This window comes from Cytophagaceae bacterium ABcell3, assembly GCA_030913385.1.
Classification (GTDB): Bacteria; Bacteroidota; Bacteroidia; order Cytophagales; family Cytophagaceae; genus ABcell3.
In genome coordinates, this window is the sequence record CP133159.1 from 687,583 (window position 1) to 714,155 (window position 26,573).

General features: G+C 38.9%; 26 protein-coding genes and 1 tRNA gene. 14 read left to right on the top strand and 13 right to left on the bottom strand.

Annotated features, from left to right (window positions below; genetic code table 11):
• Positions 1 to 266 precede the first annotated feature (266 nt).
• Positions 267 to 2,324: a M48 family metallopeptidase gene (locus RCC89_02920; protein WMJ72125.1), complete on the bottom strand. Its 2,058-nt coding sequence runs from the start codon at positions 2,322 to 2,324 to the stop codon at positions 267 to 269.
• Positions 2,325 to 2,433: 109 nt separating this feature from the next.
• Here RCC89_02920 and RCC89_02925 point away from each other — a divergent pair, with 109 nt between their 5' ends.
• Positions 2,434 to 2,868: a hypothetical protein gene (locus tag RCC89_02925; protein WMJ72126.1), complete on the top strand. Its 435-nt coding sequence runs from the start codon at positions 2,434 to 2,436 to the stop codon at positions 2,866 to 2,868.
• A 109-nt stretch (positions 2,869 to 2,977) separates the two neighbouring features.
• Here the strand turns inward: RCC89_02925 and RCC89_02930 are convergent, their stop codons facing one another.
• The 4 genes from RCC89_02930 to RCC89_02945 form a co-directional block, all read right to left on the bottom strand.
• A complete protein-coding gene (locus tag RCC89_02930) occupies positions 2,978 to 3,679 on the bottom strand; it encodes a hypothetical protein (protein ID WMJ72127.1) in 702 nt (233 codons plus the stop codon).
• Positions 3,680 to 3,682: 3 nt separating this feature from the next.
• Positions 3,683 to 4,159: a hypothetical protein gene (locus RCC89_02935; GenBank protein ID WMJ72128.1), complete on the bottom strand. Its 477-nt coding sequence runs from the start codon at positions 4,157 to 4,159 to the stop codon at positions 3,683 to 3,685.
• Positions 4,160 to 4,225: 66 nt separating this feature from the next.
• A complete protein-coding gene (locus tag RCC89_02940) occupies positions 4,226 to 4,837 on the bottom strand; it encodes a M23 family metallopeptidase (GenBank protein WMJ72129.1) in 612 nt (203 codons plus the stop codon).
• Positions 4,838 to 5,147: 310 nt separating this feature from the next.
• Entirely contained in the window at positions 5,148 to 5,435 is a 288-nt protein-coding gene (locus RCC89_02945; protein WMJ72130.1) for an STAS-like domain-containing protein, read from the bottom strand.
• Between the two features lie 242 nt (positions 5,436 to 5,677).
• Here RCC89_02945 and RCC89_02950 point away from each other — a divergent pair, with 242 nt between their 5' ends.
• From RCC89_02950 to RCC89_02960, 3 genes are all read left to right on the top strand, one after another.
• Complete coding sequence (locus tag RCC89_02950; protein WMJ72131.1) at positions 5,678 to 6,766, top strand: hypothetical protein; 1,089 nt, start codon at positions 5,678 to 5,680, stop codon at positions 6,764 to 6,766.
• Between the two features lie 170 nt (positions 6,767 to 6,936).
• Positions 6,937 to 8,046: an AAA family ATPase gene (locus tag RCC89_02955; protein WMJ72132.1), complete on the top strand. Its 1,110-nt coding sequence runs from the start codon at positions 6,937 to 6,939 to the stop codon at positions 8,044 to 8,046.
• Complete coding sequence (locus RCC89_02960; GenBank protein ID WMJ72133.1) at positions 8,043 to 8,699, top strand: DUF4276 family protein; 657 nt, start codon at positions 8,043 to 8,045, stop codon at positions 8,697 to 8,699. The genes RCC89_02955 and RCC89_02960 overlap by 4 nt, the downstream gene beginning before the upstream one ends.
• Before the next feature lie 43 nt (positions 8,700 to 8,742).
• On the opposite strand, the gene RCC89_02965 is transcribed toward RCC89_02960, so the two are convergent.
• On the bottom strand, positions 8,743 to 9,012 hold the full coding sequence (locus RCC89_02965) for a GIY-YIG nuclease family protein (protein ID WMJ72134.1): 270 nt from the start codon (positions 9,010 to 9,012) through the stop codon (positions 8,743 to 8,745).
• Between the two features lie 174 nt (positions 9,013 to 9,186).
• Here RCC89_02965 and RCC89_02970 point away from each other — a divergent pair.
• The 4 genes from RCC89_02970 to RCC89_02985 all read left to right on the top strand — a co-directional run bounded on the left by RCC89_02970 (position 9,187) and on the right by RCC89_02985 (position 10,671).
• Positions 9,187 to 9,259, top strand: a tRNA-Met gene (locus RCC89_02970).
• Positions 9,260 to 9,468: 209 nt separating this feature from the next.
• Complete coding sequence (locus RCC89_02975; protein WMJ72135.1) at positions 9,469 to 10,011, top strand: hypothetical protein; 543 nt, start codon at positions 9,469 to 9,471, stop codon at positions 10,009 to 10,011.
• Positions 10,012 to 10,015: 4 nt separating this feature from the next.
• Positions 10,016 to 10,252, top strand: a complete 237-nt coding sequence (locus RCC89_02980) for a hypothetical protein (GenBank protein WMJ72136.1) — start codon at positions 10,016 to 10,018, stop codon at positions 10,250 to 10,252.
• Positions 10,249 to 10,671 carry a protein-export chaperone SecB gene (locus tag RCC89_02985; GenBank protein WMJ72137.1) on the top strand — a complete coding sequence of 141 codons (423 nt, stop codon included), beginning with the start codon at positions 10,249 to 10,251 and terminating at the stop codon, positions 10,669 to 10,671. The genes RCC89_02980 and RCC89_02985 overlap by 4 nt, the downstream gene beginning before the upstream one ends.
• 71 nt (positions 10,672 to 10,742) lie before the next feature.
• Here the strand turns inward: RCC89_02985 and RCC89_02990 are convergent, their stop codons facing one another.
• Positions 10,743 to 11,396 carry a hypothetical protein gene (locus tag RCC89_02990; protein WMJ72138.1) on the bottom strand — a complete coding sequence of 218 codons (654 nt, stop codon included), beginning with the start codon at positions 11,394 to 11,396 and terminating at the stop codon, positions 10,743 to 10,745.
• 310 nt (positions 11,397 to 11,706) lie between these two features.
• Between RCC89_02990 and RCC89_02995 the strand changes: the two genes are divergently transcribed.
• The 3 genes from RCC89_02995 to RCC89_03005 are packed head-to-tail and all read left to right on the top strand — an operon-like array spanning position 11,707 to position 17,101.
• On the top strand, positions 11,707 to 14,100 hold the full coding sequence (locus RCC89_02995; protein ID WMJ72139.1) for a DEAD/DEAH box helicase family protein: 2,394 nt from the start codon (positions 11,707 to 11,709) through the stop codon (positions 14,098 to 14,100).
• Between the two features lie 56 nt (positions 14,101 to 14,156).
• Positions 14,157 to 15,803 (top strand): N-6 DNA methylase, encoded by a 1,647-nt coding sequence (locus RCC89_03000; protein WMJ72140.1) that lies wholly within the window; start codon positions 14,157 to 14,159, stop codon positions 15,801 to 15,803.
• Positions 15,800 to 17,101, top strand: a complete 1,302-nt coding sequence (locus RCC89_03005; protein WMJ72141.1) for a restriction endonuclease subunit S — start codon at positions 15,800 to 15,802, stop codon at positions 17,099 to 17,101. Before RCC89_03000 ends, RCC89_03005 begins: the two co-directional genes overlap by 4 nt.
• On the opposite strand, the gene RCC89_03010 is transcribed toward RCC89_03005, so the two are convergent.
• From RCC89_03010 to RCC89_03035, 6 genes are all read right to left on the bottom strand, one after another.
• Positions 17,102 to 18,736, bottom strand: a complete 1,635-nt coding sequence (locus RCC89_03010; protein WMJ72142.1) for a hypothetical protein — start codon at positions 18,734 to 18,736, stop codon at positions 17,102 to 17,104. It lies immediately after the preceding gene.
• A gap of 146 nt (positions 18,737 to 18,882) precedes the next feature.
• Positions 18,883 to 19,224 carry a hypothetical protein gene (locus tag RCC89_03015; protein ID WMJ72143.1) on the bottom strand — a complete coding sequence of 114 codons (342 nt, stop codon included), beginning with the start codon at positions 19,222 to 19,224 and terminating at the stop codon, positions 18,883 to 18,885.
• A gap of 622 nt (positions 19,225 to 19,846) precedes the next feature.
• Positions 19,847 to 20,293 carry an SMI1/KNR4 family protein gene (locus RCC89_03020; GenBank protein WMJ72144.1) on the bottom strand — a complete coding sequence of 149 codons (447 nt, stop codon included), beginning with the start codon at positions 20,291 to 20,293 and terminating at the stop codon, positions 19,847 to 19,849.
• A 15-nt stretch (positions 20,294 to 20,308) separates the two neighbouring features.
• Positions 20,309 to 20,758: an SMI1/KNR4 family protein gene (locus tag RCC89_03025; protein ID WMJ72145.1), complete on the bottom strand. Its 450-nt coding sequence runs from the start codon at positions 20,756 to 20,758 to the stop codon at positions 20,309 to 20,311.
• Positions 20,755 to 20,940, bottom strand: a complete 186-nt coding sequence (locus tag RCC89_03030; GenBank protein WMJ72146.1) for an HNH endonuclease — start codon at positions 20,938 to 20,940, stop codon at positions 20,755 to 20,757. Before RCC89_03030 ends, RCC89_03025 begins: the two co-directional genes overlap by 4 nt.
• Positions 20,941 to 21,005: 65 nt before the next feature.
• Positions 21,006 to 22,013, bottom strand: coding sequence for a hypothetical protein (locus RCC89_03035; GenBank protein ID WMJ72147.1), 1,008 nt, complete (start codon positions 22,011 to 22,013; stop codon positions 21,006 to 21,008).
• 240 nt (positions 22,014 to 22,253) lie between these two features.
• Here RCC89_03035 and era point away from each other — a divergent pair, with 240 nt between their 5' ends.
• The 3 genes from era to RCC89_03050 all read left to right on the top strand — a co-directional run bounded on the left by era (position 22,254) and on the right by RCC89_03050 (position 26,412).
• Positions 22,254 to 23,141: a GTPase Era gene (era, locus tag RCC89_03040; GenBank protein ID WMJ72148.1), complete on the top strand. Its 888-nt coding sequence runs from the start codon at positions 22,254 to 22,256 to the stop codon at positions 23,139 to 23,141.
• Between the two features lie 401 nt (positions 23,142 to 23,542).
• Positions 23,543 to 24,205, top strand: a complete 663-nt coding sequence (gene hxpB, locus RCC89_03045; GenBank protein ID WMJ72149.1) for a hexitol phosphatase HxpB — start codon at positions 23,543 to 23,545, stop codon at positions 24,203 to 24,205.
• 86 nt (positions 24,206 to 24,291) lie between these two features.
• Positions 24,292 to 26,412 carry a M1 family metallopeptidase gene (locus tag RCC89_03050; GenBank protein ID WMJ72150.1) on the top strand — a complete coding sequence of 707 codons (2,121 nt, stop codon included), beginning with the start codon at positions 24,292 to 24,294 and terminating at the stop codon, positions 26,410 to 26,412.
• Positions 26,413 to 26,573: the final 161 nt, after the last annotated feature.

Below are 26,573 nucleotides of genomic sequence, written 5' to 3' on the forward strand. Positions count from 1 at the left end.
AGTCGCAGCTGCCAACAAGCTATGGTTTTTGCGAGGGTGCAGTTGAAGCTTTACAAATCAAGTAATTAAGCTGTAATAAATCTTTATTATTTTCCTCCTTGGCTGGTAAAAATTAACCTCACCCTGGTCGTGTCTCTTTACCGACCAGCCACTGCTGTTGCTGTTTATTTGAATGGCAAATCTATGGTAGCGCAAAAGCTGAGATACATCCAGAGAGACTGAGGGTTATTACAAGCCAAAGAATAGTAAAGTGTTTCCTTAGTTCATTAACAAAGATGTGTGTTTTTTGGTACTTTCAGTGATAGCATATAATTCAGCAGCACCTGTTTTTTAGAAAAGTGGACTTGGTTTGCTACAAAAATAAAATTGCCGAGCGCAGAAAACAAGGTGTGGAGGGCCAGTTCATTATATTCTGTTTCATAAAAGTAAGTCAGGTTTCGAGACAAGTATTCCTCAAAGGCTTTGCGGGCGTCTTCATTTACCTCTGGTGAATATGATTCGTTGTTAAGTATGTCCGATATATGGTTTTTTAATTCCACCTCAAGCAAAGCCAGTGCCTTGAGGTTTTTCTGAATGACCTCAAAAGGAGTTGTAAAGTTAATGAATTCCGTTGCTTCTGTTATTTTATTATATAGTTCTGTTTTTCGTAAATAATCTTCGTCTCTTTCTTTAAATGATCTGAACAGCTCTGTATATGTTGTTGCTGAGCCTGCTTGTCTGGCAAGATTAAGGAAATGGCAATAAATGGCTTTGTCATTTTCGGCAATATTGGCTTGCAGTTTCATCAGGTTTTCTGTGAGTTTCGGGATTAGCTTTGGGGCTTCCTGGGACTTGTATTTTTGTCCGTCATAGGCAAAACTCTTTATCTTGATTTTTTTGGAGGCAATTTGTTTGATAACAGCTAGGTCATTCTCAAGGGCAATGGAGACGTATACCATATCTGTTCTGGCCGGACTGAAAAACTTTTCCGAATCTTCTTGGAATGGTTCATTGCAGACGGATGGCTCATAGTAAACAGGGTTTTTATTGTCATAATACCCGTTAAATGTCTTGTCGAAACTTAAGGCTAGAACCTCTTGATGGTACGCTTTAAAGAAGTCCTCGGTGCTATAACTTTCAGGCTCTTTTTCATATTCTACATTAGCGAATATTTTTTCGGTTTGCAGTACCTGAACTTTTTCAGGATTTGTCAAAAGGTTGTTAGCAGGAGAGTTGCTGCCTTTTTTCTGAATGTTCAGCTTGTCCAGCGCTAAAGCTCGTTCCTCCACAGGAGGGTGTGAAGCCCACTGGTCTTTTATTGAAAGCTTGGATTTGTTGTACCTACTTAGGTCTTCAGGTTTTACAGTGGGGAAGCCCACATTGAACTTTAGATTGCTTTCTTTTGCTTGGAAGTTCATTACCAGTGTTTGCTCTTTGAAGATATTTTGGCTTCTGATACATGAAGGTACTTTTTGATCATAAAAGGATAAGACAGCGCTGTAAGAATAATCTGCAAGGTCTAATCTTAGTAAAGCTGTTTTCAATGCTTCTGAACCTGCAACATTGGCTGCAACTTCATCTGCATGAAACTCCATTTCCCTCGATAGCCCCATATAACTCAAGTTAATGAAGTCGTATAGTTTTTTCAGTATCCACTGAATACCCTTAATGATTTGAACCGAGATGTAAACAAAAATTGCAAAGTATCCGATGAAGTTGGCCCATTTCTCAATCATTTTTTCAAACGATTCATTTTCATAGAGCATGTTATAAATTACCTGATTCACATTATATACATAGCTTCCTACCTTCATGCTTTTCTGCGAAAAATGCCCCAACTCATGGGCGATGATTGCTTTAAGCTCATTTTCAGATACCGTATTAACAAGACCCATCCCGATTTGCAGGTTCTTTTTGACGGGAAGAAACATACTCCAGAAACCAGAGTCGTAGAAAACACTTGCATTTACTTCAGGTGATAGATATACTTTTTTAGGGAAGGTTGTATTGGTTTCGCGAACTATTTCCTCTATAAAAGAAAAAAGGCGGGGTTCCTCTTCCCGTGTAATTTCTGTCAGATGCGTGCGGTCGGTTTTGTGTTTTTTGAAAATGAACTTTATTAGAAATATAAGTATCAGAAAGCCCAGGCTTATTAGTCCGGCACCGACGCCAACGGTAAGGAAATTGGGTTTTGCTGCTATTATAACTATTCCAGCCGCCGCACAAGCTAGTGTCAGGGCAACAGCAAGTCCTGCCATAATAATATAGGTGACGGTAAAAATCAAAATTGCTGCAATTGCCTGAGTTGCCTTTTTCTTAAAGGTATTAGATACTTTTATATTCATGTGATGTTTTGTTTCTAGTGAAGATAAAATACGTAAGAATTGTGATAAAGATATTGGGTTTTTCAATAACTTGATGCCATGTTTAGTCATGCTTTAGTAAATTAATGTTATGAAAGCCTTTTTCGCTTCCCTTCTTATACTTTTAATCATACCCTGCTCCCTCGGCTATGCACAGAATGGTCAGTTACCTTTTGTTAAACCTACCAGAGATGCTCCCTATCGTGTCCGAAAAGAAGATGCTTATAAGCTTCAGGTTTCCCTTAAGGAAAAATATGACAGCGGAAGGATTTCGGAGGATTCTGTTGGAAGAGTTTTTTCAGATTACCTTGTCAATAAACTCATTCCTTACTGGTACGGCACAAAGTGGGATTTTGAAGGACATACAGATGTACCTGGAAAAGGAGAAATAGCCTGTGGCTATTTTGTAAGTACGACCTTAAACCTGGATTATGGATTAGAATTTGTTATGAGGGGTAAAAGAACAAAAAATCATCGTATTTGGTTTGCAAAGCATAGTGGTTCTATGGTTAAAAACAGGCCTTGACTTTTTTGCTTACTTTTTTTGTCCAAGAAAAAAAGTAAGGCCCTGCCGGCGAGGCAAAAAATAACTAAGCGAGCCTATGTAAGCTATTATAACATTGGGTAACCTTATTTCATTTTCCCCCTGTCCTTTTTTCCAGCACTTCTATTTTTCTGGTAAAGTGTTTTCTCAGTTCATCAACAAAGGAAAGCGGGTTTTTATAGGTAGCCATGACCGTATATAAATAAGAACTTTTCAGTTCTTTTATGCCTGAGGCTATAACCTGTTTTTTCTTTTCAAGGAACCCTCGTCTAAGTTCAGGGTCAATGTCAACTTTTGCCGAAGTGCCGCCTATGAAGGTAGAAGCAATTACCCTTTCATAAAACTTTATGAGCTCTTCAAGGTCTTCGTGCTTATAGATTCGGTTGAGTTCTGCGGTTAACTTTGTTGCAGTTTTTTCTGCATCCTGGCAACCCGTTTGAATCAGCTTATCTGGGTGTACCTGTCTTATTGCTTCTTTATAAATCCTTTTGAGCACCTTTTTCTCCTCCTCATTGAGAATGAATGTTGCCTTTTTGCTTGCTTTTTTATCGTTGGGCTGTGGGTTGTTTTGTTCTTGTTCAGGCTGTTCTGTTTTGGTTTGTTCTTGCTGTTTCTTGTAGATATTGGTAAGCTCCTGTACCCGTTCTATTTCTTTGTGCAAACGGTTATGGACTTCGTTTTCCAACGGGGCAAGTTGCTTTTGCACTTTTTTCAACTCTTGTGTTAGCAGTGCTATTTCTTTTTGTAATGCTTGTATATGTTCGGGCGTGTTTGAGTTATGGGAGTGTTCCATAGTTTAAATTTTTAGCGCATCCACTTCACTTTCATAATCATATTGCAAATCTTCATGCAAGCCCGCTAAGGCTTTTTCAATGTTTTCAACCTGCCGTTGGTATAAGTTGAGCAGCACCTTAGAGTCTTGGAAGGGGAGATTCGTTTCCTGAAGCTTCTTGCAAAAGAATATCAGCAATTCCACTTCCGTTTCTTTTTTCCCGGAATATCGGATATATTTTTTGGTCATTTTCAGAACCTTTCTGATGGTTTTTTTCGCCAGGTAAAGTGAAGATTTGTTTACCTTGCTTAGTTCTGCCTCTATCTGCTCACTAACTGACTGAATGAAAGCATGCTCATCGCCAGATTCAAATAAAAGGTAGCTGAGCAGTTCTTTATTTTCCTGCTTATAGCGGGCAAGCCTGATCAGTATTTTTTGCAGCTCTTCGGTAGGCAGTCCTGCCAATTCTTTTTTTATGGTAGTTAAAGTTGCGGTTTTCAAATTTTCTGCAATTTACCTTAAAGATAAGCCTTTCATGATTAAATACCGGAATTGACATAGTTAACTTTAAGTATGGCTGCAGCAGGGTTTTTGGAAGTAATCTATGGGGTTGAGGTAGAAAGCCTTTTTCCAGCCTTGCCTGTCACTGTCTATCCGCCATGGGTAAGGAATAGGTGTAACTATAGAATAGTGTAGATGTGGAGCTTTCCCTCTAGCGTTTCCCGTAGTGCCGACAGTTCCTAGCAATGCCTTATGGCTTACAAAAGTGAACGGAGAAGTGCTTATTTCTTTCAGGTGTGCATAATAGTGCAGTCGCCATTTAGGACCAATGACAAACACTACTTTTCCGCCCATTGGCACATCTCCGGCAAAGAGCACTAAGCCAGTGGTGGCAGAAAAAATTTCAGTGCCTTCTCTGGCAAAAATATCTACCCCCTTGTGCGTTACCGACTTTCCCCATGGGTAGTACCAGAATGATTGTGGATGATAGTCTGCTTTGGTTGCACCGGCTACGGGCATATGTAAGTGCTGGGGTATGGCCAGCCCTGCTATAATGATAATGAGCAGCGTTATTACAGCTTTTTTCTTTTTAGTCATTTTGTTATTAGTGCTGGCAGGTTTTATTTCGTCCGGATCATTTCTGTTTCCCCCGGTTTCTAAAATAAATGTTCGTTCCACTTGTATTCCGATCCTCTGCCTAAAGTTGTTTTGAATATAAGCATGATCCAGAGTAAAGAAAATACTACAGGGAGAAAAACTAGTTTTAATCTAGGTCAGCAGCAGGTGTATGAAAAAGGTAGTGTTTTAAAAGGGCGTCATGATTTTTGTGATATATGGGCGTTAAACAGGGGGGATGAAGATCTTGTTCTTTGGTAGGGAGTAAATGCAGGCTTGAATAAAGGAGTGTCTACTGTGTAACATACGGTGTTTGGGAAAAACCAGCCCTGTATTACCAGGGCGGTTTTTGATGTATGTTCATATCTTGTGCTTATACAGTTTGGGGCACTTTCAGAATATACTCTTTGATCCTTTGTGCGTCTGAAGGCTTGAAGTTTACCAGTTTTACCTTTTGTCTTACCACATTATGTCCGAATACCGTCAGCAGCTCTCCGAAGGAAGAGTTAAGAAAAGATGAAGACATAGGTGTGCATCCACTTAAAGATAATCTGACGTCACTTCCTTGCCTTAATTCTTTTTCTATAGCTAAATAAAGCAAATGGCCATCAGCGTTAGTAGATGTGCCTTTGACTATATCGTAAAGGTTTATCTTTTTCATATGAATGGGCTTTATATTCAAATTTACGAAAATTATAAATTAAATTCTATATCTGCTTATATTTCAGAAATATAGTAGGCCTTCAAGTACTCTGTTGTTGCGTATTCAATATGCTTTAAAACACTGGCTGAAATATTTTGGGTCAGAGTAACCAGTGTTATCTATTGCAAAGGTGCTTTATTTCTTATTGATTTATTGAGTTTTAGATTATATTTATGGTTAATTATATAAAGGCAGCTAGTATGAGAGATATGGTAAAACTGCCTGCTTTTGCAATGCATCTGAGTGCTGGTGTTTTGTCACGGGACAGGAGCCTTTTGCAAGCCGGATTTGATATTTACTTTAGAACAGTGATTATGAAAGCTCAATTTTTAATATTATCAGCTATTTTTTTTGTGCTCCTTTCTTGTAAGAAGGAGCCAGAGGAAGAAGTGTCTCTGGAAGGGGATAAGGGTGTTTCTTTGTTTTTTTCTTCTAATAGGACAGGAAACTATGAGATTTATGTAAAAAAAGATGGTTCGTTAGTACAGGTAACAGATGATAAAAACCTGGACAGTTGGTGGCTCCGGGTTTCGCCGGATGGGAAAACCTTAATATGCTATCGTTCCCGTGCAATCAATAAAAACAATAACTATGAAGATGCAACCCTTTGGTCCATGAACCTCGATGGCTCAGACGCTAAAAAACTAATTGCTTTGGACGACAATCAGTGGAAAGCCCAAGGAGTTGCCGACTGGTCTCCCGACGGCACCCAACTGGTAATGGCAGCAATAGAAGGCGCTTCCAATAGGTGGCATTTGTTTATAACAGATAGTAATGGTAAAAATGCTAAGAAAGTATCATCCAGAACAAGTATTTATCTTGACCCGTCCTTTTCGCCTGATGGGTCAAAAATAGTGTTCTCCTCTTTTCCTCTCGGTTATAATGGTACAGACCTGGCAAAGCTTGAGATTTATACGATGAACACAGATGGCTCTGAAGAGACAAGACTTACCTTTGACGACATAAGAGACCACGACCCTTATTGGGCCCCAGATGGAAAGGAAATTGCTTTTGAATCTGCGATGGAGCCAGAATATCTTGATGTTGGCAAATGGGCATTGAGAAGCGTGGAGCCGGATGGTAGCAACTTAAGGGTTATTTTGCATGATGGACATATCAATACCGTTCCTCGCTGGAATAAAAGTTCAGAAGTCTTATATTTCCATAAATTAAATTTTGGGGCTCCAGGTTTCAGGATTTATAAAGTTAGTAAAGATGGCTCTGGCCTAAAGCAGCTTACATCAGGACCCGGTCACTATGATGATACAGATGTGGAAGTAGTGGATTGAAAGCCTGGGAAGTTTAAGGTCAAAATTGCAAAAGGGGGTTATGCCAGTTGCCTTGCGTATGCTTGCCCACGCTTTGCTTACAATTAAACACATAAAAATAACTTTATAGGCTATGGCAATATCATTATCTTTATGCGCTATGCATCGTTAGCAAATAATATATAATTGGCATGATTACTTCTTTGGAAATAAAAGGTTATAAGTCGATAAAGGAAATGCGCTTGGAATTAAAACCAGTAAATGTTCTTATTGGCAGTAATGGATCTGGCAAAAGCAACTTTATTTCCTTTTTTAAGTTCCTTTCTGCAGTCTTCAAAGGCCAGTTGCAGAGGTTTATTATAGAACACAAGACCGACAATATTTTATATTTTGGGAGAAAGACTACTGAAAGCCTTTTTGGCAGATTGGAGTTTTGCTACGGTAAGGTAAATACATTTTCTTACTCATTTAGGCTTGACCAAGACAAGGAAGGTGGTTTGGTTATTCAAGAAGAGGGGGTCGGTTATAACCCTAGTGAAAGTCCCAAGAAGTGGTTTTATCACAGTCAAGCAGGATATGAAAGCAAAATTCAGAACGCGACATCTGTTAAAGATAGAACCCTCGTTTTTGACTATGTAAAGAATGTCCTCGTTTATCATTTTCATGACACCTCTTCTACCTCCTATTTAAGAAGGAGTTGTGATATTACAGATAATAAAGTTTTAAAGCCAGATGGCAGAAACCTTCCAGCTTTTCTATACGACCTTAAGATAAAGCATCCTGTTATTTATAAGAGGATTATTAAAACTGTTCAATCTGTAGCGCCTTATATATATGATTTGATTCTTGAACCTGGTAGCGTCCCTGGGAAGGAGTCTGAAATTGAGTTGCGGTGGATTGATGCAAGCGATTTGGAGTCAAATTTTTCAGCGTATCAATTTTCCGATGGGACTTTGCGCTTTATTGCTTTAGCGACACTTTTGCTACAGCCGGATCCGCCTTCTGTAATCATTGTTGATGAGCCGGAACTTGGGCTGCATCCAATGGCTATTTCCAAACTTGCAGGTATGGTGCAATCTGCATCGGCCAAAGCGCAGGTAATCGTATCGACACAGTCTGTTAACTTGGTGGACTGTTTTGCTCCTGAAGACATTATTACGGTAGATCGAGATGGAAAGGGCAAGCAGTCAATTTTTAATAGGTTAGATCCCCATGAGCTGGAAGACTGGCTTAAAGGACATTCTCTTGGCGAACTTTGGAGTAGGAACATTATTAACTCAGCCCAGCCTTTTACCAAATGAAACGTTTGATCATTATCGGAGAGGGGGCTACTGAGCAAGAATTTTGCAAGGGCGTGCTGGCGCCTTATTTTTATAGTAAGGGCATACGGATAGAAAATCCGAAAATAAGGGCTTCCCGAGGAGGAATAGTGCCTTGGCCAAAGTTAAAAGATGAGATTGAGATTTATTTAAAAAACGACACTAATGCCTATGTTACTTTGCTCATAGATTATTATGGGCTTTATGACAAACACTATTTTCCTTGTTGGGAAGAAGCGCATAAGGAAGCAACGAAGGCAGAATGCGTGTCTGTCATAGAATTAGGCATGAAAGAGGAGGTGAACAAGAAGCTTAGCGATCGTTTTATACCATATATTCAACTACACGAGCTAGAAGCGCTAATTTTTAGTGACCCTTCAGTGGTTTTAAGTAATTTTGAGGAAAGCGAGTTTAAAAATATTGAATATTTAGACGCGACACTAAAGGAGTTCCCCAACCCCGAGGATATCAACAACAATAAACAAACTGCACCTTCCAAACGTCTAGAAAGGATTTTTAGGAATTATAGGAAAGTAGTTTTCGGTAGCTTGCTGCTTGAAGAAATAGGCCTTCCAAAGATTAGGAAGAAATGCCCACGTTTTAATGCTTGGATTCAGGAGTTGGAAAGTATTTGAAGATGCCTTAAGTGTTATTAGCCGACAGACAGGTGGTAAGCGGCTACGCTGTATAACTACCATTAATCATATCCCATATAAACTGTCTTCCTTGGGCAGTTTTAAGCTGTTTTTCTCTTTCCAAGGCTTCTTGCTTGGTTTGAAAAGCTTCTTTGTAAAATAAAATCCATGGACGATATCTGATTGTCCAGCCTTTAGTGGCATGTTCATTATGTGAATTTACAATTTCTTTAAGGTTGGATGTGCTGCCAATGTATATTTTTTGGTATTGCGGAGAATATAAGACGTAGGTGTGGTACATGATAGCAAGCAAGTTATGGTTTTTTTAAAAAAATAGAACCAAAATCATTGACTTCTGTTACATATATACTACCTTTGTAATCCCAAACGCAAAGAGAGAGAAAGAAAAAAGAAGTTGAAAGGTTTGGGAAAAGCTTATCCGGAGTTATGACCGAACTCTTGACAGAGAAAAAGCAAAATACCACATCGCGGGATGGAGCAGTTGGTAGCTCGTTGGGCTCATAACCCAAAGGTCGCAGGTTCGAGTCCTGCTCCCGCTACTAGAGAGAAGCCTCAGAGAAATCTGAGGCTTTTGTATTTTAAAGGGCTCTATCTTTGGCTATAAGGCTTAATTTTTTGTTGCCGGCTATATTGTGCCTATTTTTCGTTTTAATTGAGAAAAATAATTATCAGGGATTTGAAAATAAAGATATAGTTTTGTTCTTTAGAGTTAAATTTTATAATATTGTTTTCGTTCAACAGCTATTGAATGAAAAGGGAAATAATAAACGGAAAGACTAGTATTCAGGGTTTTCATACTCAAGAAAATAGGCCTTACGCATTAACAGCTCCAGTAAAATGTGTAGATAGTAAAGCATGGTTAGGGTCAGGCTATTATTTTTGGACAGACGAAACCTTTGCAAGATATTGGGGTATAGATTATAAAATGAAAACTGGCAGCTATGATATTTATACTGGCTATATTGAAGAAAACAACTTGCTTAATACCACCTTTTGTGAAGAAGATTATTTTTTTCTAAAAAATAACATTGAAAAGGCTATTAAAAGAATTAAAAAAATCCCAAAAGAAGTAAACTTAAAACAAGTACATCGTTTTCTGCAAAAAGAAGTCTGGGGGAAACTTGGAATTAAAGGTATAATTTATGATGACCTCCCTCACAATAGTTATAAAAAAAATAGAACATATTCACTGCTAGATCCCTTATATTATAATAAGCGTATACAGATAGTAGTTTTTACTCTTGATTGTGTTAACAATTTTGAAGAATATTTAATTGAACAAACCTCCTGATAATATGAAAACAAAATCAAAATTTGACCTAAATGAGATGCAAAGGAAGTTTGACAAAATTCTTGATTCTTTTAGTGATGAGGATTTGGTTGAGTGGTTTGAATTAGATGAAGAAGAGCAGTTGGAGAATTTATTAAAAGGAAAAACTATAACTTTGTCTTCTTGTAAAAGATGCGGTGGCTCTTTCGCTGAAGAAATTGAGCACACCATAGGCAATGATCATTCTCCTTTAGCAGCATGACAAAGTATACAGCAGAAGAACAGCCTAAGATTCGCTTAAAGCGGTTCAATGTTATTAATATAAAATTTAACATTGAAGAAGCCGAATGGGGCAACAGGGATGTTTTTAATAGTTCTGAATACTCGGTAAGCTTTAAATTGCTTGATAGAGAAAAAGATTTTTTTGATATTGTTTTTGACATAACTCTTAAAGGCGAAAATAGAGCTTTTCTTCTTGAAACATCATTTTTAGCATCCTTTGAGAGCAAAGGAGTAGAAGTTAACGACAAATATTTAGAAAGCCCACTTATAAAACATAATGCCCCTGCAATTGTTTTTCCTTTTATAAGGGCATTTCTTTCTACTATTATGTTGAATGCTGGTTATAATCCGATAATTTTGCCTTCATTTAATTTTCATAGTCAGAAAGAAATAAAGTGAGTTTTTAGTATGCGCAGTTTCGTGGAATATCCGGAGAGTCTGATATGCCAGAAGGGAAAGTATTTATAAAATCAAACCTTCCTCTTTGGCATACAAAACTCTACTCCTTCCTTGAGTCCCTGATCAGAAACCTGTTCTCTTACCATATTCCATAATTTCCTCATCCCGTTAGTATCAAGTGCTTTATCTTTATTCATGGTCACTCCCTGAGATTTGGCTTCACTAGTAAACCCTTCCAGCCTAATTGCAGGTCTTTTAAACCCAACGGAGTTGTACTCATCATATGTTTTACAGGGGGCAAAACTGTACATACCTTCATAAGGGCTGGAGTAAGTGGCACCTAAATAAAGTTTAAAAACAGTTTCCGGTTTTGCTTGAGTACATACTGGCTCTAAACCTACTTTGTAAAACACCTGTGGCACTTTATCTTTTAAGGATCTCACCTTGTCTAATTTATATGGGATTGAATCTTTAATGACAAAAACGGTATCAAGGCAGAATGCCCCGTTGACAGATGAGCCAAACAGTATAACAGAACCTGGCGGAAGCTCTGTTAGTCCTTGTCCAGGTTTTGTACCTTGTTGGCAAATACTATAATAAAAGGTACTGCCGAATACGAATGGGTCGGTATTGTGTAAGTCCTTATAATTGGGTAGCAGTTGGTAATATGGCTCAAACAGATAAGATGGTAGGCCTCCTGAATTAATTGAGTAGGTCTTTAGCAAACTTGCCGGCGCCTCCCACTCTCCCCAAAAAACCAGTTCAGTTTCGACTGTACGATCTTTTTGTAAATCTACATACTTGCCTTACGACTTCAAAAAAGTTCTTTTATGTTCACTAGGTAAAGTGTTCCAAGGCTTGGACTCTCCATCCGGTTTTGATTCGGGGCCAGGATGTAAAAATTGTATCAACTGTTTCATAGTAAATTTACTTAAGGAACAAAAGATTTTATAAACACGTAAAAATGTAAAAATTTAGTCAATATTACACTTTTTTCAATGAGCCTAATTTGATTTAGGTTAAATTTGCCCTCAAATGGATAAAAAAGCTCTTTCAGAACGAGACATCTGCACAAAGTTCATTACCCCTGCTATTGAAAAGGCTGGCTGGGACAAACAAACCCAACTTTTAGAGGAAGTTACCTTTACAGATGGAAAGATTCATGTAAGGGGAAAGTTGACCGGAAGAGGGGCAAGAAAAAGAGCGGACTATATTCTCTATTATAAACCTAATATTCCCATAGCCATCATTGAGGCAAAAGATAATAAACATTCGGTTCGTGCCGGCATTCAACAAGCTTTGGATTATGCTGCCATTCTGGACATACCCTGTGTTTTCAGCAGTAATGGGGATGGATTTCTTTTCCACGACCGCACTTCGGAGGGTGAGGATATAGAAAAAGAAATTGACCTGGAAAGCTTCCCTTCTCCAAAAGAGCTATGGGAAAAATATAAAAAGTATAAGGGCATCATAACACCTGAAGCAGAAAAAATGGCTGCGCAGGAATACTATTTTGACGGAAGCGGCAGGAGTCCAAGGTATTATCAGCAAGTTGCGGTAAACCGTGCCGTAGAGGCTATCGCCAAGGGGCAGGATCGGATTTTGCTGGTGATGGCCACCGGTACTGGTAAAACCTATACGGCTTTCCAGATTATACACAGGCTATGGAAAAGCGGTGCAAAAAAGCGGATTTTGTTCCTCGCTGACCGGAATGCACTTATTGACCAGACAAAGCGGGGCGACTTTAAGCACTTCAAGGATAAAATGACGGTGATTAAGCACCGCATGATTGACAAAAGCTATGAGGTTTATCTGGCCTTGTACCAGGGTCTGAGCGGAGCAGATGAAGATGCCAATGCCTATAAACAGTTTTCAAGGGAATTCTTTGATCTTATAGTAATAGATGAGTGCCACCGGGGAAGCGCAAAAGAAGACAGTGCCTGGAGAGAGATTTTAAATTATTTTGATAAGGCTACGCATATAGGCCTCACAGCTACGCCAAAAGAAACCAAAGAGGTTTCCAATTCTGATTATTTTGGTGAACCGGTTTACACGTATTCTTTAAAACAAGGTATCGATGATGGGTTTCTTGCTCCTTACAGGGTTATTCGGGTTAGTTTAAATGTTGATGCCGAAGGCTGGAGGCCGGAACAAGGCAAAAAAGACAAGTCCGGTAATGAAGTGGAAGACAGGGTATACAACCGCAGAGACTTTGACCGTAACCTGATAATTGATGAAAGGACAGAAGCCGTTGCCCGTAAACTTACTGAGTTCCTGCATGGTTATGACAGATTTGCGAAAACCATTGTTTTTTGTAACGATATTGACCATGCAGAGCGGATGCGTTCGGCATTATCAAACCTGAATGCGGATTTGGTGGCCAAAAACCATAAGTATATCATACAGATTACAGGGGACAATGAGGAAGGTAAACGTGAGCTGGACAATTTTATAAATCCTGAGGAAATTTATCCTGTAATTGCAACCACTTCTGAATTAATGACAACCGGCGTGGACGCGCAGACTTGCAAGGTCATTGTGCTGGATGCAGAAATTAAGTCTATGACCAAATTTAAGCAGATAGTAGGACGGGGTACACGTATAAATGAGGAGTATGATAAACTTTACTTTACCATCCTGGATTTCCGGAACGTAACTGACCTGTTCGCAGATAAAGATTTTGACGGCGATCCTGTCAGGATTAAAGAAACACGTGAGGAGGATAATCTTCAAGGAGTAGTTGACGAAGAGACTTGTAGTGGCACTGAAGTTGTCGATGAACTTACCGGAGAACCAATAGATCTGACAGAAGGAAAAAACTTTTATTCAAAACCTGACCTTGCATCTAAAGCAAGTGAACCAAGGCCTAAGGTTTATGTTAACGGCGTGGATGTTTCTGTTTTAATATCCCGGGAGATGCATTTTGACAACAATGGCAAGCCTATAACCACAAGCCTGAAAGACCATACCCGGGAAATTATTAAAGAAAAGTTTTCCTCTCTGGATGATTTCCTGAACACCTGGAGCAATGCTGAAAAGAAAGAAGTTATAATAAAGGAGCTGGAAGAGCAGGGTGTGTTGGTAGAAGCCCTAAGAGATGCGGTAAACCGTGAGGTTGATTTGTTTGACCTGATTTGCCATGTGGCCTTTGACCAGCCACCGCTTACGCGCAAAGAAAGGGCAAACAATGTGAAAAAGAGAAATTATTTTACAAAATACGGCCCTGCGGCGAGAAAAGTACTGGAGGCGCTTCTGGATAAATATGCCGATGAAGGCGTTACCAATATTGAAAGCATGGAGGTGCTGAAGGTTAAGCCGCTTACAGAATTTGGTTCGGCCATAGAGATTCTGGGCAATTTCGGAGGCAAGAAGCAGTACCTGGAGGCTATTAAGGAACTGGAAAAAGAATTATATAAAACAGGTGCATAGACTTCGTTTCCTTAAACGATTACAAAAAAAAAAATTAAAGTCGCTTAAATAACACAATGGCAAATTTAAAAGGAATTATTGACAGCATCCGCAAAATCATGTGGCAGGATACAGGTTTGAATGGCGATGCGCAGCGGGTGGAACAATTGGGCTGGATGCTGTTCCTGAAAATATTTTCTGATAAAGATAAAGAACTCGAAGTACTCAATGATGCCTATGTAAGCCCTATACCTGAAGCGCTGCACTGGGATGCCTGGGCGGGAGATGATGAAGGTATTACCGGTGATGAGCTGATTGAATTTGTGGACCGTAGGTTGTTCCCTGAGTTAAGAAACCTTGCGATTGGCTACACGGATGACCTTGCAAACAAGCGTGCTAAAATTGTGAAGGAGGTTTTTGAAGGGAACAACAATTACATGAAGAGCGGTATCAACATCCGAAAGGTGTTGAACAAACTGAATGAGATTGATTTTAATATTGCCAAAGATCGCCACGCTTTTGGGGAACTGTACGAAACCATACTGAAAGAATTGCAAAGTGCCGGGAAAAGCGGCGAGTTCTATACCCCAAGAGCCATTACGGAGTTTATCTGTGAAATGATAAACCCTCAGCTGGACGAAAAAATCCTGGATCCCAGTTGTGGTACAGGGGGTTACCTGACCGCAGCCATTGAACACCTAAAGGATCAGGCCAATAGTGTTGAGGAAAGGGAAAGTATTGCGCAGAATGTCATAGGCTGGGAGTATAAACCCCTGCCATACCTGTTGGCAACCACCAACCTTATCCTGCATGACATGGAGGTTCCGAACATTACCTTCCGTGACTCGCTGGACCAGCCTTTGAGCAACTATACCGAAAAAAACAGGGTAGATGCCATTCTTGCCAACCCGCCTTTTGGAGGCATTGTTGCCAACAACAACGAAAACAATTTTCCGCAGAGCTACCGTACCAAAGAAAGTGCGGACCTGTTTCTGGTGCTGATGATTCACCTGCTGAAAAAGGGCGGACGTGCAGGTATCGTATTACCAGATGGCTCCCTTACGGGCGATGGCGTTAAACAAAGGGTTAGGCAGCGATTGCTTGAAGAGTGCAACCTGCACACCATCATTCGTCTGCCGAATTCGGTATTTCAGCCCTATGCAACTGTAGCCACCAATCTGCTTTTCTTTACCAAAGGTGAGCCTACTTCTGAAATCTGGTACTATGAGCACCGCCTACCGGAAGGACAAAAGGCCTACAGCAAAACCAGACCCATTAACATCAGCGAGTTTGAACCGATAAAGGACTGGTGGAACAAGCGTGAAGAGTCTGAAATTTGCTGGAAGGTAAACATTAAAGAAAGAATAGCGGAGGCGAAGCAAAAGGCAGAAACTTATTGGGACAAAGCAGAAGAGGCAAACAAAACTATAAGCAGACTGAAGGCGGAACTGGCTGGAATAAACCAGAAGATAAAAGATGATGCCACGCTGGAAAAAAGAAAAAAGTCTAAACTAAAGGACATCCAGGAGCAAGAGGTATTGGCCAAAAACAACCAGCAGACCGGAGACAATATTTACTATCAGGCTTTTGACCTTGACATAAAAAATCCGCATAAAAAAGAAGAAGCCGTAGAATACAGCAGCAGTGAACTGATGCTAATGCTCGAAAACTCCTTTGCCCAAAGTGCTAAATTGCTGAACCAGTTAAAGGAGGTGGTGAAATGAGTTGGAAAATTGAAACGTTTGGAAGTCTATTACAAGAAAGTCGAATACCTGCTGAAAACCCTGATGCTAATAAAAGGATAAGGGTAAAATTAAATGTTCTGGGAGTTGAAAAACGGCCTGTAGGGGTAGAAAAAGAAGGTGCAACAAATCAGTACATTAGAAAAGCAGGACAGTTTATTTATGGCAAACAGAACTTTCATAAAGGCGCTTTCGGAATAGTGCCAGAATCTTTAGATGGATTTGAAACCAGCGCAGATATCCCTTCTTTTGATGTAAGAGAAGACTGCTTGCCAGAATGGATATTCTATTTTTTTAAAGTTGGAAATAAATTTTTGGAACTTGAAAAGTTCGCAAGAGGAGTTGGTTCAAAAAGAATTCATCCAAAACAAATTGAAGAGCTGGAAATTCCGCTTCCTCCAATCAGGATACAAGAAAAAGTTATAGGTAAAGTAAAAAAACTTGAATCATCAGGACAGGAGCTTTCCACAGAACTCACCCACCAGCTTGACCTGGTAAAACAGCTTCGGCAGGCTTTTCTAAGGGAGGCCATTCAGGGAAAACTTGTTCCGCAAGACCCGAATGATGAACCGGCAAGCGTGCTTCTGAAAAAAATAAAAGCTGAAAAAGAGCAGTTAATAAAAGAGAAAAAAATTAAAAAAGGGAAACCGCTGCCACCAGTCAGTGAAGAGGAGGTTCCTTTTGATATTCCGGACAATTGGGTTTGGTGTAGGTTGGGGGAGGTAGTTGAACTTATTTCTGGACAGGATTTAAATCCAAGTCAATATTCCGACCAAAAAACAGATGGCCTACCCTATCTTACTGGCGCAAGTAATTTTAATAACGGCAACGTTATTCTAAATAGATGGACAAAATCTCCTAGATCAGTAGCATATAAGGGAGATTTGTTGGTCACCTGCAAAGGCTCAGGGATTGGGAAAATGGCAACTTTGGAGGCTAAAAAGGTTCATATTGCCAGGCAAATAATGGCGATAAGGAATTTTGCTTCGCTGCCTTCTTATTTTATACAAAAAATTGTTGAATTTAATGTGACTGATTACAAATCAAAATCTAAGAGTTCTATCCCTGGGATTGGTAGAGATATTGTATTAAATACTTTATCCCCTCTTCCACCTCTTGCCGAACAACTTCGCATTGTTGCTAAACTTGAAGAGCTAATGAACTACTGCGACCAACTGGAAGAGCGTATAAAAGCTAGTCAGCAGTACAATGAGCAGTTGCTGCAGCAGGTACTGAGAGAAGCACTGGAGCCGGAGAGGGAGTTGGTGGGAGAAATATAATTACTTATATCTGTGCTGATAGCGTTTGATTTTCCACTCCCCAACTTCAATTTCTGATTCAAATTCAGAAAAGCTTGCTAAATTATCTTGTTCATTATGGTGAATTTGTAATAGAAGCTCAGAAAGTCCTTTATTTTGCGCCTGGATAGAACTAACGCTATCAATAAAAGTTGGCATATCAATCACCATTACATCGCTATCCTCAGGCAGAGGAACTGGTAAAGGTTTGTGTGTTATGATAAGACCAGAAATTTTAAAATTATCAATACAGGTTTTATCTATAAGAGATAAACTGCTCAAGACTTCCTTATACAAAACCACCTTTTTAATGGCTTTACTTAGCTCCTTTATTTTATAATCTACTTCAGAGGCAGTTATAGGGCCCATATAATGCTTGTAGTCTGCTATCAGCATTACTTTTCTTTCTTTATCAATAAGAAGCAAATCAGGGGTAATTATTTTGCCACCTAACCTGATAGATTTCTCTGCAAAAGAGATACACCCTTTAATTTCTCTTACTGAGCCACCAAGCATTCTTAGGTTAGCTTTTTCTATATCATTTATTAATCTGTCATAAATTTCTTTCTTCTTCCCTTTATTTAAGGCTCCGAGAATCATTCTGGAGGGCTCTACTTGTGAGAACAAATTCGGCAGGATATAATATGTGCCTGTAGGTGAAACAACAAATGGTTGAATAGTAACACTTGAGTGAAAATTATCGGGGTTAAAAGTAAGGTCTTCTATTATCGATTTTGATACATCATTAGAAAGTCCTGTAATTATTGAGGCAAGTTTTATAAATTGGACTGTCGCCAAGTATAAAGGATTAGAACCGAATGACAGGCTTTCTCCTGTTGTTCTGGAATCCAACTCTGCTTCAACCCATCTTATAAAATAAAAAGATATAAAAAATAAGGAATAGAACTGTCGCAACTGCTTCAGGTTATAACCATTAAAATCCGTTGTTTCCGGAAGCTCTGGAAATAAAATTTCAGCCATTTTATTCAATAGCAGAGGATAAGATGAAGAGTACCTTCCTCTTTCCCACTTGATATGATTAGCAATAGGAGGCCTGGAAATATCAACATCTTTTATCCAGACAGAGAACTCTTTTTCCATTTCCTCATGCGGATAGCTGAAATAAATCTCCTGCATCTGCTGCGCATATAAAACTTGCTTATTATAAACACCTGCATAATTATAGTCTTTTGGATTCTGAAAAGTTATAGTTTTATTTTCCTCATCTAATATAGCTTTCTTAATTCCCCTTGACCATATAACAAATTCCTGAGCTATAGAATGATATTCTCCACCCCAGTTTAAAAATGTTGCAGCTGATTCTTGTAGCTGATTGACAGGTATACTATCCGCATCTAAATATTTAGGACTCCTTTGCTTGTTCATCCATCGGATACAATGCCCCATCCCATGAAGCATATTATTTAGATATAAAGATAGGTTTTGAGGGTCGTGACCTTTATTAATTAAAGCATCACGGAATCTTTCAGTATCTCCATATACTTGTAACAGATATGGGATAACAATACCCTCAGAGTAGTGATAAAAAGGATAGGTCTCATGATGTTTATCAAGAATATCCGATTCAAAGGCTCTTATTTTTTTATATTGCTCCAAAGACTATTTGTATTCTCTGCTTCCAAGCTATATTTAAAAAGCTAAAATATAAACATCATTGTAATAGTGCTTAAAACATGGTAAAGAAGTGGCGGAATAGAAAGTGTATATATGTCAGTCTTAAGAAAAATGTTTTAAGCACCAACTCAGGTATAAACCTTTTCTTCTCCTTTTAGCTGAGGCAAGTTGGAAAGCTTTTCATATAAGAAATAGTCTGGCGCATTATCAGCCTCTAAATTTAATTTTACATAAACCTCCCATTCAAAACTTTCTGCCTCAGGAAAGAATGCCTTAAGTAAGGTGTTGTTAAACAGCTCACTTTCATATTTTTCACGCCAAATGAAATTTATGTAGCTGTCAAGCAAAGAGGGGTTGGCCGGGGCAATAAATACTCCTTCAACCGAAACTTCCTGTTTTCCAACATTAAACTTTTTTCCGTTTAGGGAATAATATTTTTTCTGAAGGTGCTCTGCTGAAGAAAATTCCATAGTTTTTAAGACTAATTTCTTAATTAACAGGGAAAAGACGAAAATGATTGCTAAATTTCCTGAAATACTGTAGCGTGAGTAAATTTACATCATAATTGCGAAACTATCTAAAGCTTGTTGTTTAAATAGTTTTTTTAAATGATAGACGGTCTTGAAATATTATTTTTAACTTTATTGATTTTTGCTTTAACTGTATATTTTTTTTGCGGTTTATAAGGGATGTATAGGTCAAGACTATCAGAAGAACAATAGTCTGCTTCTGATAACTTTGCCCTTTTGGCGATATGTGCTTTATATTGTTTCTTCATTGTTGGTTTTGTCGGCAGCCGGATTCTTTGCCTGTATTTGCTGACCCGTCAGCGTCCCCGGACCTGACGGCGTACACTTTAACCTGAAACATGCAATAGAAGTTTCTATTACGTAGCAAATTAACTTCAAATCAGTCGCTTCGCTCACATTTGAGTCTTAACCATAGTGCTGCTATGCTTTGCGACCCAAAAGTGCTGATTTATTGTTATTTTGCTCCTCATGACGAAATCTATTGCATAATTCAGGTTTAAAAAGGTAAAAACAGACAAAGGTCCTGCCAGACACTTGAATTTTTCAAGATCCTTCCATCCGCTTAACTTTCATCTTTCAATCCATCTGCAAACTCATCAAAGGAATCTGCTAAATAGTACGTATTACCTTCATCTACACTTGACTGTGGGAAGAAATGCTGGTGATCCCAAAAATAAATTCCTTTATCTTCTCCACTAGTTATATAGGTTAATAAACCACCTCCGGGGTGACAGCCGATTATCAAGGTATTCTCTTGGAGTTCTTCCTTATATTCTTTCAGCCAGAAGTCTAAGTTAAAGGTTCTTGATTCTATGTTTATACCAAAAAAAACGTCTGCAGGAATGTATTGATCTAAATCTTCAACAAAGAACAACTGATCTATTACACTACCTCCATTGTTATTTTTAATGAAATTGCGATAATCTTCAGGAATAGGGAACCCTAATTCTTTTTCATAATTTGAAATGGTTTCATCACCAAGGGTTCCAAAGGACTTTACTCTTATCATTTTTTTCTTCTTACCTTAACTTTCATCTTTCAAACTACCCACAAACTCTTTAAAGGAGTCTGCCAGATAATATGTGTTACCTTCGTCTTCATTGGATTGAGGAAAGAAGTGTTGATGATCCCAAAAGTAAATCCCCTTATCTTCTCCACTAGTGGTATAAGTGATAAAACCGCCAGTGGAATTCACTCCAATAATAAGCGTACTTTCTGGTAATTCATCTTCATACTCATTAAGCCAATAGGTTAAATTTAATACTTCTGCCCTTTTAATATCAATTCCATACAGTACATGCATCATCATTGATTGCTCAAGATCATCTACATAAATTGACTGATTATTCACAAGCCCCCCGTTATGATCTTTCAGGAAGGTTCTATAATCATCCGGAAGAGAAAATCCGATTTCTTCTTCAAAGTTAGAAATTTCATTTTCTTCAAGCTTATTATTACTAGTTAGATTAATCATTTTCTTCTTTTTCTTACCTTGTACCTTGATTTATGGACGTTTAGTTGTTTATTTTTAATTATAGATCGTGCACCATAGTGGGTAAACCTAGCGTGTATTTTTTGTGGCACTTCCTGCATTGTTCTTAGATTCTGGTGGTGATGCCAAGTGTTAACTTCCGAAGCAGGACCTAAAGGAGCCATACTATTTGCTGTTTTTGAATCTAAATAGCAATCTCCTTTCATATCAGGAATGTCCACTTGTTGCCTCACATACCCACTAAAATTTGGAAAGGTTGGATCATATACCACTGAATTTCCTTCCCAGTCAGTATATTTCCAATGTCCATTTTCAATAACTTCAACACTTCCCCCTTTTTTCTGCCACTTATTAATGTCAGGCGCATATGGAGGTTTTTTTTGGGGTCTAATTTGCTTTTTTCTTGATTCTTAGGCCTTTCGATAAACCTGTTAACTTTTGCATCAGCTTTGCGCTTTTGAACTCCTGAGCTAGAATTATGAGCTATCTCTTGTCTTTCATTATAATCATTAAAACTAATATATGCTCCTTTGCCCGTTTTTGCGCGTACAAGATAAACAGCTTCATTCAGCAGCTCTTTTTTGCTACTGCCTACAGAACTGTCACATATTTTGAAATCGGCATTGGTACTATACTCAATAGATTCTGGCGCATGTTTGATTAATAAATTTCCGCAGATGGTTATTGTGCAAGCACTTTGAGAAGTACGGAAAGGCAAGGAGCCAGAATATGTTTCTTCTATCTTTGTTACAACACCAGTAGTTGAAGCCTTTAAATTAGGTAAAGGCAGATCAGAAGAAAAAAAGCTTTTTCTGATATCCTTTAATGAATCAGGCTTCTGAAAACCTCCTGTACTAAAAGGATTTTCTGCTGAACTCCTCTTTACCTTAATATTCTTTGCGTTGGCAAAACCCTTGTTCAGTTTATCATGAAATTTATCAGATAATACATCACAGCGAACCTCAAATTTATAGTTAAGCAGGTTGATGCCTTTTTTTCCCACCTTTTCAAGCAAAGTTACCTTACTGGAAATTTTGAATGGGGCTATTTGCTTATTAAGTACTCCATCCAGAGAAAGGAAGAAAGGAATGTTAGAAGCAAAGTGATAGAGTTTGAAGTCAAAGTGGCTCTGGAAGTCACTTAGTGGACGCTTCAGGCTTTCTTTAGCATTGGGAAGCGATGATTTTACGCAGTCTTCCAGCCAATATTTTAAATTAAAAAAATGAGGATCAAACATCAAAAAATAAGGTAGTTATAGATAGCCCCAAATCTCGGAGATTTTTGTGGAAAAATCTATTATACTTTCTGAAATTTTACACACTGGCTTTTGCAAGAATAAGCGGTTCTGCCATAGGTGTTAGATATCTTCCTTACCACAAAAAACCTGTGTTGCCCCATTTTTATGTTTGGCAACAGTAATTTTGTTATTTTTACTAAAGTTAAATTTTTCAGTTATTTTTAGGAAAAAAATATCACTGTGTCAGAAAAACAGCATAAGGCAGGTTTTATCAGTATTATTGGTAAGCCAAATGTAGGAAAATCTACCTTAATGAATACCTTGGTAGGAGAGCGCTTGTCTATTATTACTTCAAAAGCCCAAACTACCAGAAACCGGATTATGGGCATTCTCAATGGGGATGATTTTCAGATGGTGTATTCCGATACTCCTGGAATTATTCTTCCAAAATACGCCTTGCATGAGTCGATGATGAAGTTCGTGAACGCTTCTTTGGAAGATGCTGATGTTATCCTTTTTGTTACGGATATTTATGAGAAGTTCGACGAACAAGATGTACTCGACAAATTGAAGAAGGCAGAGGCACCTGTATTGCTGCTTATCAATAAAATTGACCAAGCCAAGGAAGGGGCGGTTGAGGAGAAAATAGCCTATTGGCAGGAGAATTTTGACGCTACTGAGGTTATTCCCATATCAGCGCTGGAGCGGTTCAATGTAGAGAAGGTTTTTAACCTTATCATGGATTACCTGCCCGTGCATCCGCCATATTTCCCTAAAGACGAATTGACAGATAAGCCTGAACGGTTTTTTGCGTCCGAAATCATCCGGGAGAAAATATTTTTGAATTATAAAAAAGAAGTGCCCTATAGCTGCGAAGTAGCCGTAACGGAGTTTAAGGAGGATGAAAAGATCATCCGCATGCGGGCGGAAATTTTTGTGGAACGGCAAACGCAGAAAGGCATTATTATCGGCAAAGGTGGGGAAGCGCTGAAGAAAACGGGAATAGCGGCAAGGAAAGACCTAGAAGAGTTTTTCCAAAAACAGGTGCACCTAGAGACTTTTGTTAAAGTCGAGCCTGATTGGAGAACAAGACCGAGCAAATTAAGAATGTTCGGGTACAATGGTTAGGTGGCTATTTTGCCTTGGTAAAACAGGCCATTGCTTATGTGGGATGAGTTAGCTGTGCAACCCTGTAAGGACAGGTTTAGGTTCGCTGTAAAAAAAATATTTTTTTACGTGTAATAAAAATTATAAACAGACTGTTATTTTCCTTATCTTTGAGGCATGGTATTTGTTTAATGAACTTAAGTTTACCTTTACCTTTTACTCATTACCTTATTTATTGAAAGGGGCAATTCAGCAATGGATTGCCCCTTTTTTTATTTAGAACGGCTAAACCAATTTATTCTACGGCAGAACTTTTTTATTGTTTCACCTAAATTATGAAATGGAAAGTCCTATTGCATATTTCAGGTTTGTTAATTCTTAGTATTTTGCAGAAAATTTGATGGGAAAAGGGATATTTTGCTATGATTAAAGCGGTAATTTTTGATATGGATGGCTTGTTGATTGATTCAGAGCCCTTCTGGCGTAAGGCCGAAAAGATAGTTTTTCGTGAAGTGGGAATAGAGCTAACGGATGAACACTGCGAAAGTACCATGGGGCTCAGAATAGATGAAGTAGTTAAACACTGGTACCGCAAGAAGCCTTGGGAGAATAAATCCCTTTTGGAAATAGAAAATGCGGTGGTAGACCATGTAGAGGAACTGATTCGGACTACCGGGCAGCCTATGCCTGGGGTATATGATACCATAAGTATGCTCAAAAGTAAGGGGATTGATCTTGCCATCGCTTCTTCCTCCTCGTTTCGGCTGATTCATGCAGTCACTGAAAAACTGGGCATTAAGGACGATATGAAGCTGGTTCACTCAGCGGAAAAGGAAGAATTCGGCAAACCGCACCCTTCTATTTACATATATACTGGTAGGGAATTAGGCAGGGAGTTTCACGAGTGCCTTGTTTTTGAGGATTCTTTCAATGGCTTAATAGCAGCAAAAGCGGCCAGGATGCATGCGATAGCCATACCCGATTCAAAGTCATTTTCCCAAACAAGGTTTGACATTGCAGATTTTAAATTATCTTCATTAAAGGATTTTAATGAGAGGCACTTGGAATTTTTTACCGCCTCCTGAGGTTGCTCTTTAAGAACCTCTATTGTTCGCCAAGTAATTCTGTTTTAATTTTCAAGCGTATAACATTTCAATTAACTATTTCAGATATGATCAGGAAAGTTTTTTTCTTATGTGTATCTTATTTTATCGTTTTTTCGGTACACGCACAACAAGATTTTGTTCCCCTGGACTTGCCGACACCTAACAGCTGCCGTACAGGGGCGGGTGCACCAGGACCTTCTTATTGGCAACCTCAGGTTGATTATGATATCCAGGTTGAGCTGGATGACGAGAATCAACAAATTATCGGAAGTGAAAAGGTTACCTTTCACAATAATTCCCCCGAAACACTTCACTTTGTATGGGTGCAACTTGACCAAAATTTGTTTGAGCCACACTCTGTAACCAATGAGACAGAACACGGACACCTGTCAGATGACATGAAGCTAGACGCCCTGCGCAAGATGATGGTGCCTTTCGATGGAGGGTATAAAATCTCTAAGATTGCAGACAAGTCTGGTAAAGAGCTTTCGCACATCATCAATAACACCATGATGCGTGTGGATCTGCCAAAGCCATTGGCTCCTGGCAAAAAGGTTGAACTGAATATAGACTGGAGTTATAACATTACAGAGCATGCTGTTTATGGTGGGCGCTCTGGTTATGAGTATTTCAAAGAAGATGATAACTATTTATATGAAATAGCACAGTTTTTCCCAAGGCTAGCAGTCTTTACCGATTACATGGGCTGGCAAAACAAGCAGTTCCTTGGGGAAGCAGAGTGGGCTTTGCCTTTCGGTAACTATAAAGTAGCTATTACTACTCCGGCAGACCACGTAGTGGCGGCTACTGGCGAGTTGAAAAACGAGAAAGCTGTATTGTCCAAAACGCAAAGAGAGAGGCTTGCTCAAGCTCGTAAGTCGGAGGAGCAGGTTTGGATCATAACGGAGGAAGAGGCTAAGGCTAATGAAAAGTCTCGGGCTAAAGATAAGAAAACATGGGTTTTTGAGGCAGAAAATGTACGTGACTTTGCTTTTGCCAGTTCTCGTAAATTTGTTTGGGATGCCGTGAATGTTCCGCTAGGAGGAAAGGGTGTCCTTGCTATGTCTTTATATCCTAAAGAAGGAAATCCAATGTGGGGTAAGTATGCCACAGCTTCTGTAGCACATGCGCTAAAGGTTTATTCTAAATATACACTAGATTATCCTTATCCTGTGGCTATCGCAATCCACGGCCCTATCTTCGGAATGGAATATCCGATGATCAGCTTTAATGGCGCTCGCCCAGACGCTAATGGCAACTATTCTCAAAGGTTAAAAGAAATCATGATTTCGGTAATTATACATGAGACGGGTCATAATTTCTTCCCGATGATTATTAACTCTGATGAGCGTAGGTGGGCATGGATGGATGAAGGGCTTAACTCATTTATTCAGTATCTGGCAGAGCAGGAGTGGAGGGAAGGTTATGATTCTAGAAGAGGGCCTGCGTACAAAATAGCTAACTTTATGGCTAGCGACAAAGATAAGCAGGTGCCAATCATGACCAACCCAGAGTCCATCAACCAAATGGGCAATATTACCTATGGTAAGACCGCGACCGCACTGGCTATATTAAGAGATGTTGTTATGGGACCTGAACTGTTCGATGCGGCATTTAAGGAGTATTCGAGACGCTGGGCTTTCAAGCACCCAACGCCGGCAGACTTCTTTAGGACTATGCAAGATGCTTCAGCAGTTGACCTTGACTGGTTCTTTAGGGGCTGGTTCTATACCACTGACCATGTAGATATAGCAATAGAGAACCCTAAATATAAAGTGCTAAATAAAGATACTGAAGAAAAGAAGAAAACCAGTGATGATTCAGAAGGTATTCCATTGACAAGTACCTATGATTTTGCTAAGCTATACAAAAATATGTCAGAAAGTGACAGGAAGCTGGTAGATGAGGAAATGCATTTTTATGAGCTGACATTCCGTAATGTAGGAGGCTTGATTATGCCTATAATTTTGGAAATGCAATTCGAAGACGGCACGAGCAGCACGCAGAAGGTTCCTGTAGAGGTTTGGCGAAAAAATGACAAGAAAGTGACTAAGGTTTTCATAACAGATAAACCGGTAAAGCAATTTGTACTTGATCCAAAAATGCAAACAGCTGACACAGACCTAGAGAACAATGTGGTAAAAATAGATCAGAAAGCAAAAAAAATGAACTTGCTGACTAAGTAACAATACAAAGGCCTCGGTAATCTGCTGAGGCCTTTTTTTATCCCTGCAAACAATATATATTACACTTCTTAACCTCTAAGTAAAGTGTGTTTTTTTCTTCCTGTCGATTGTTAGCCTTGTCAAGTCCATAGTTTTTTTATTTTAAGGGGTTGAAAAGTTTT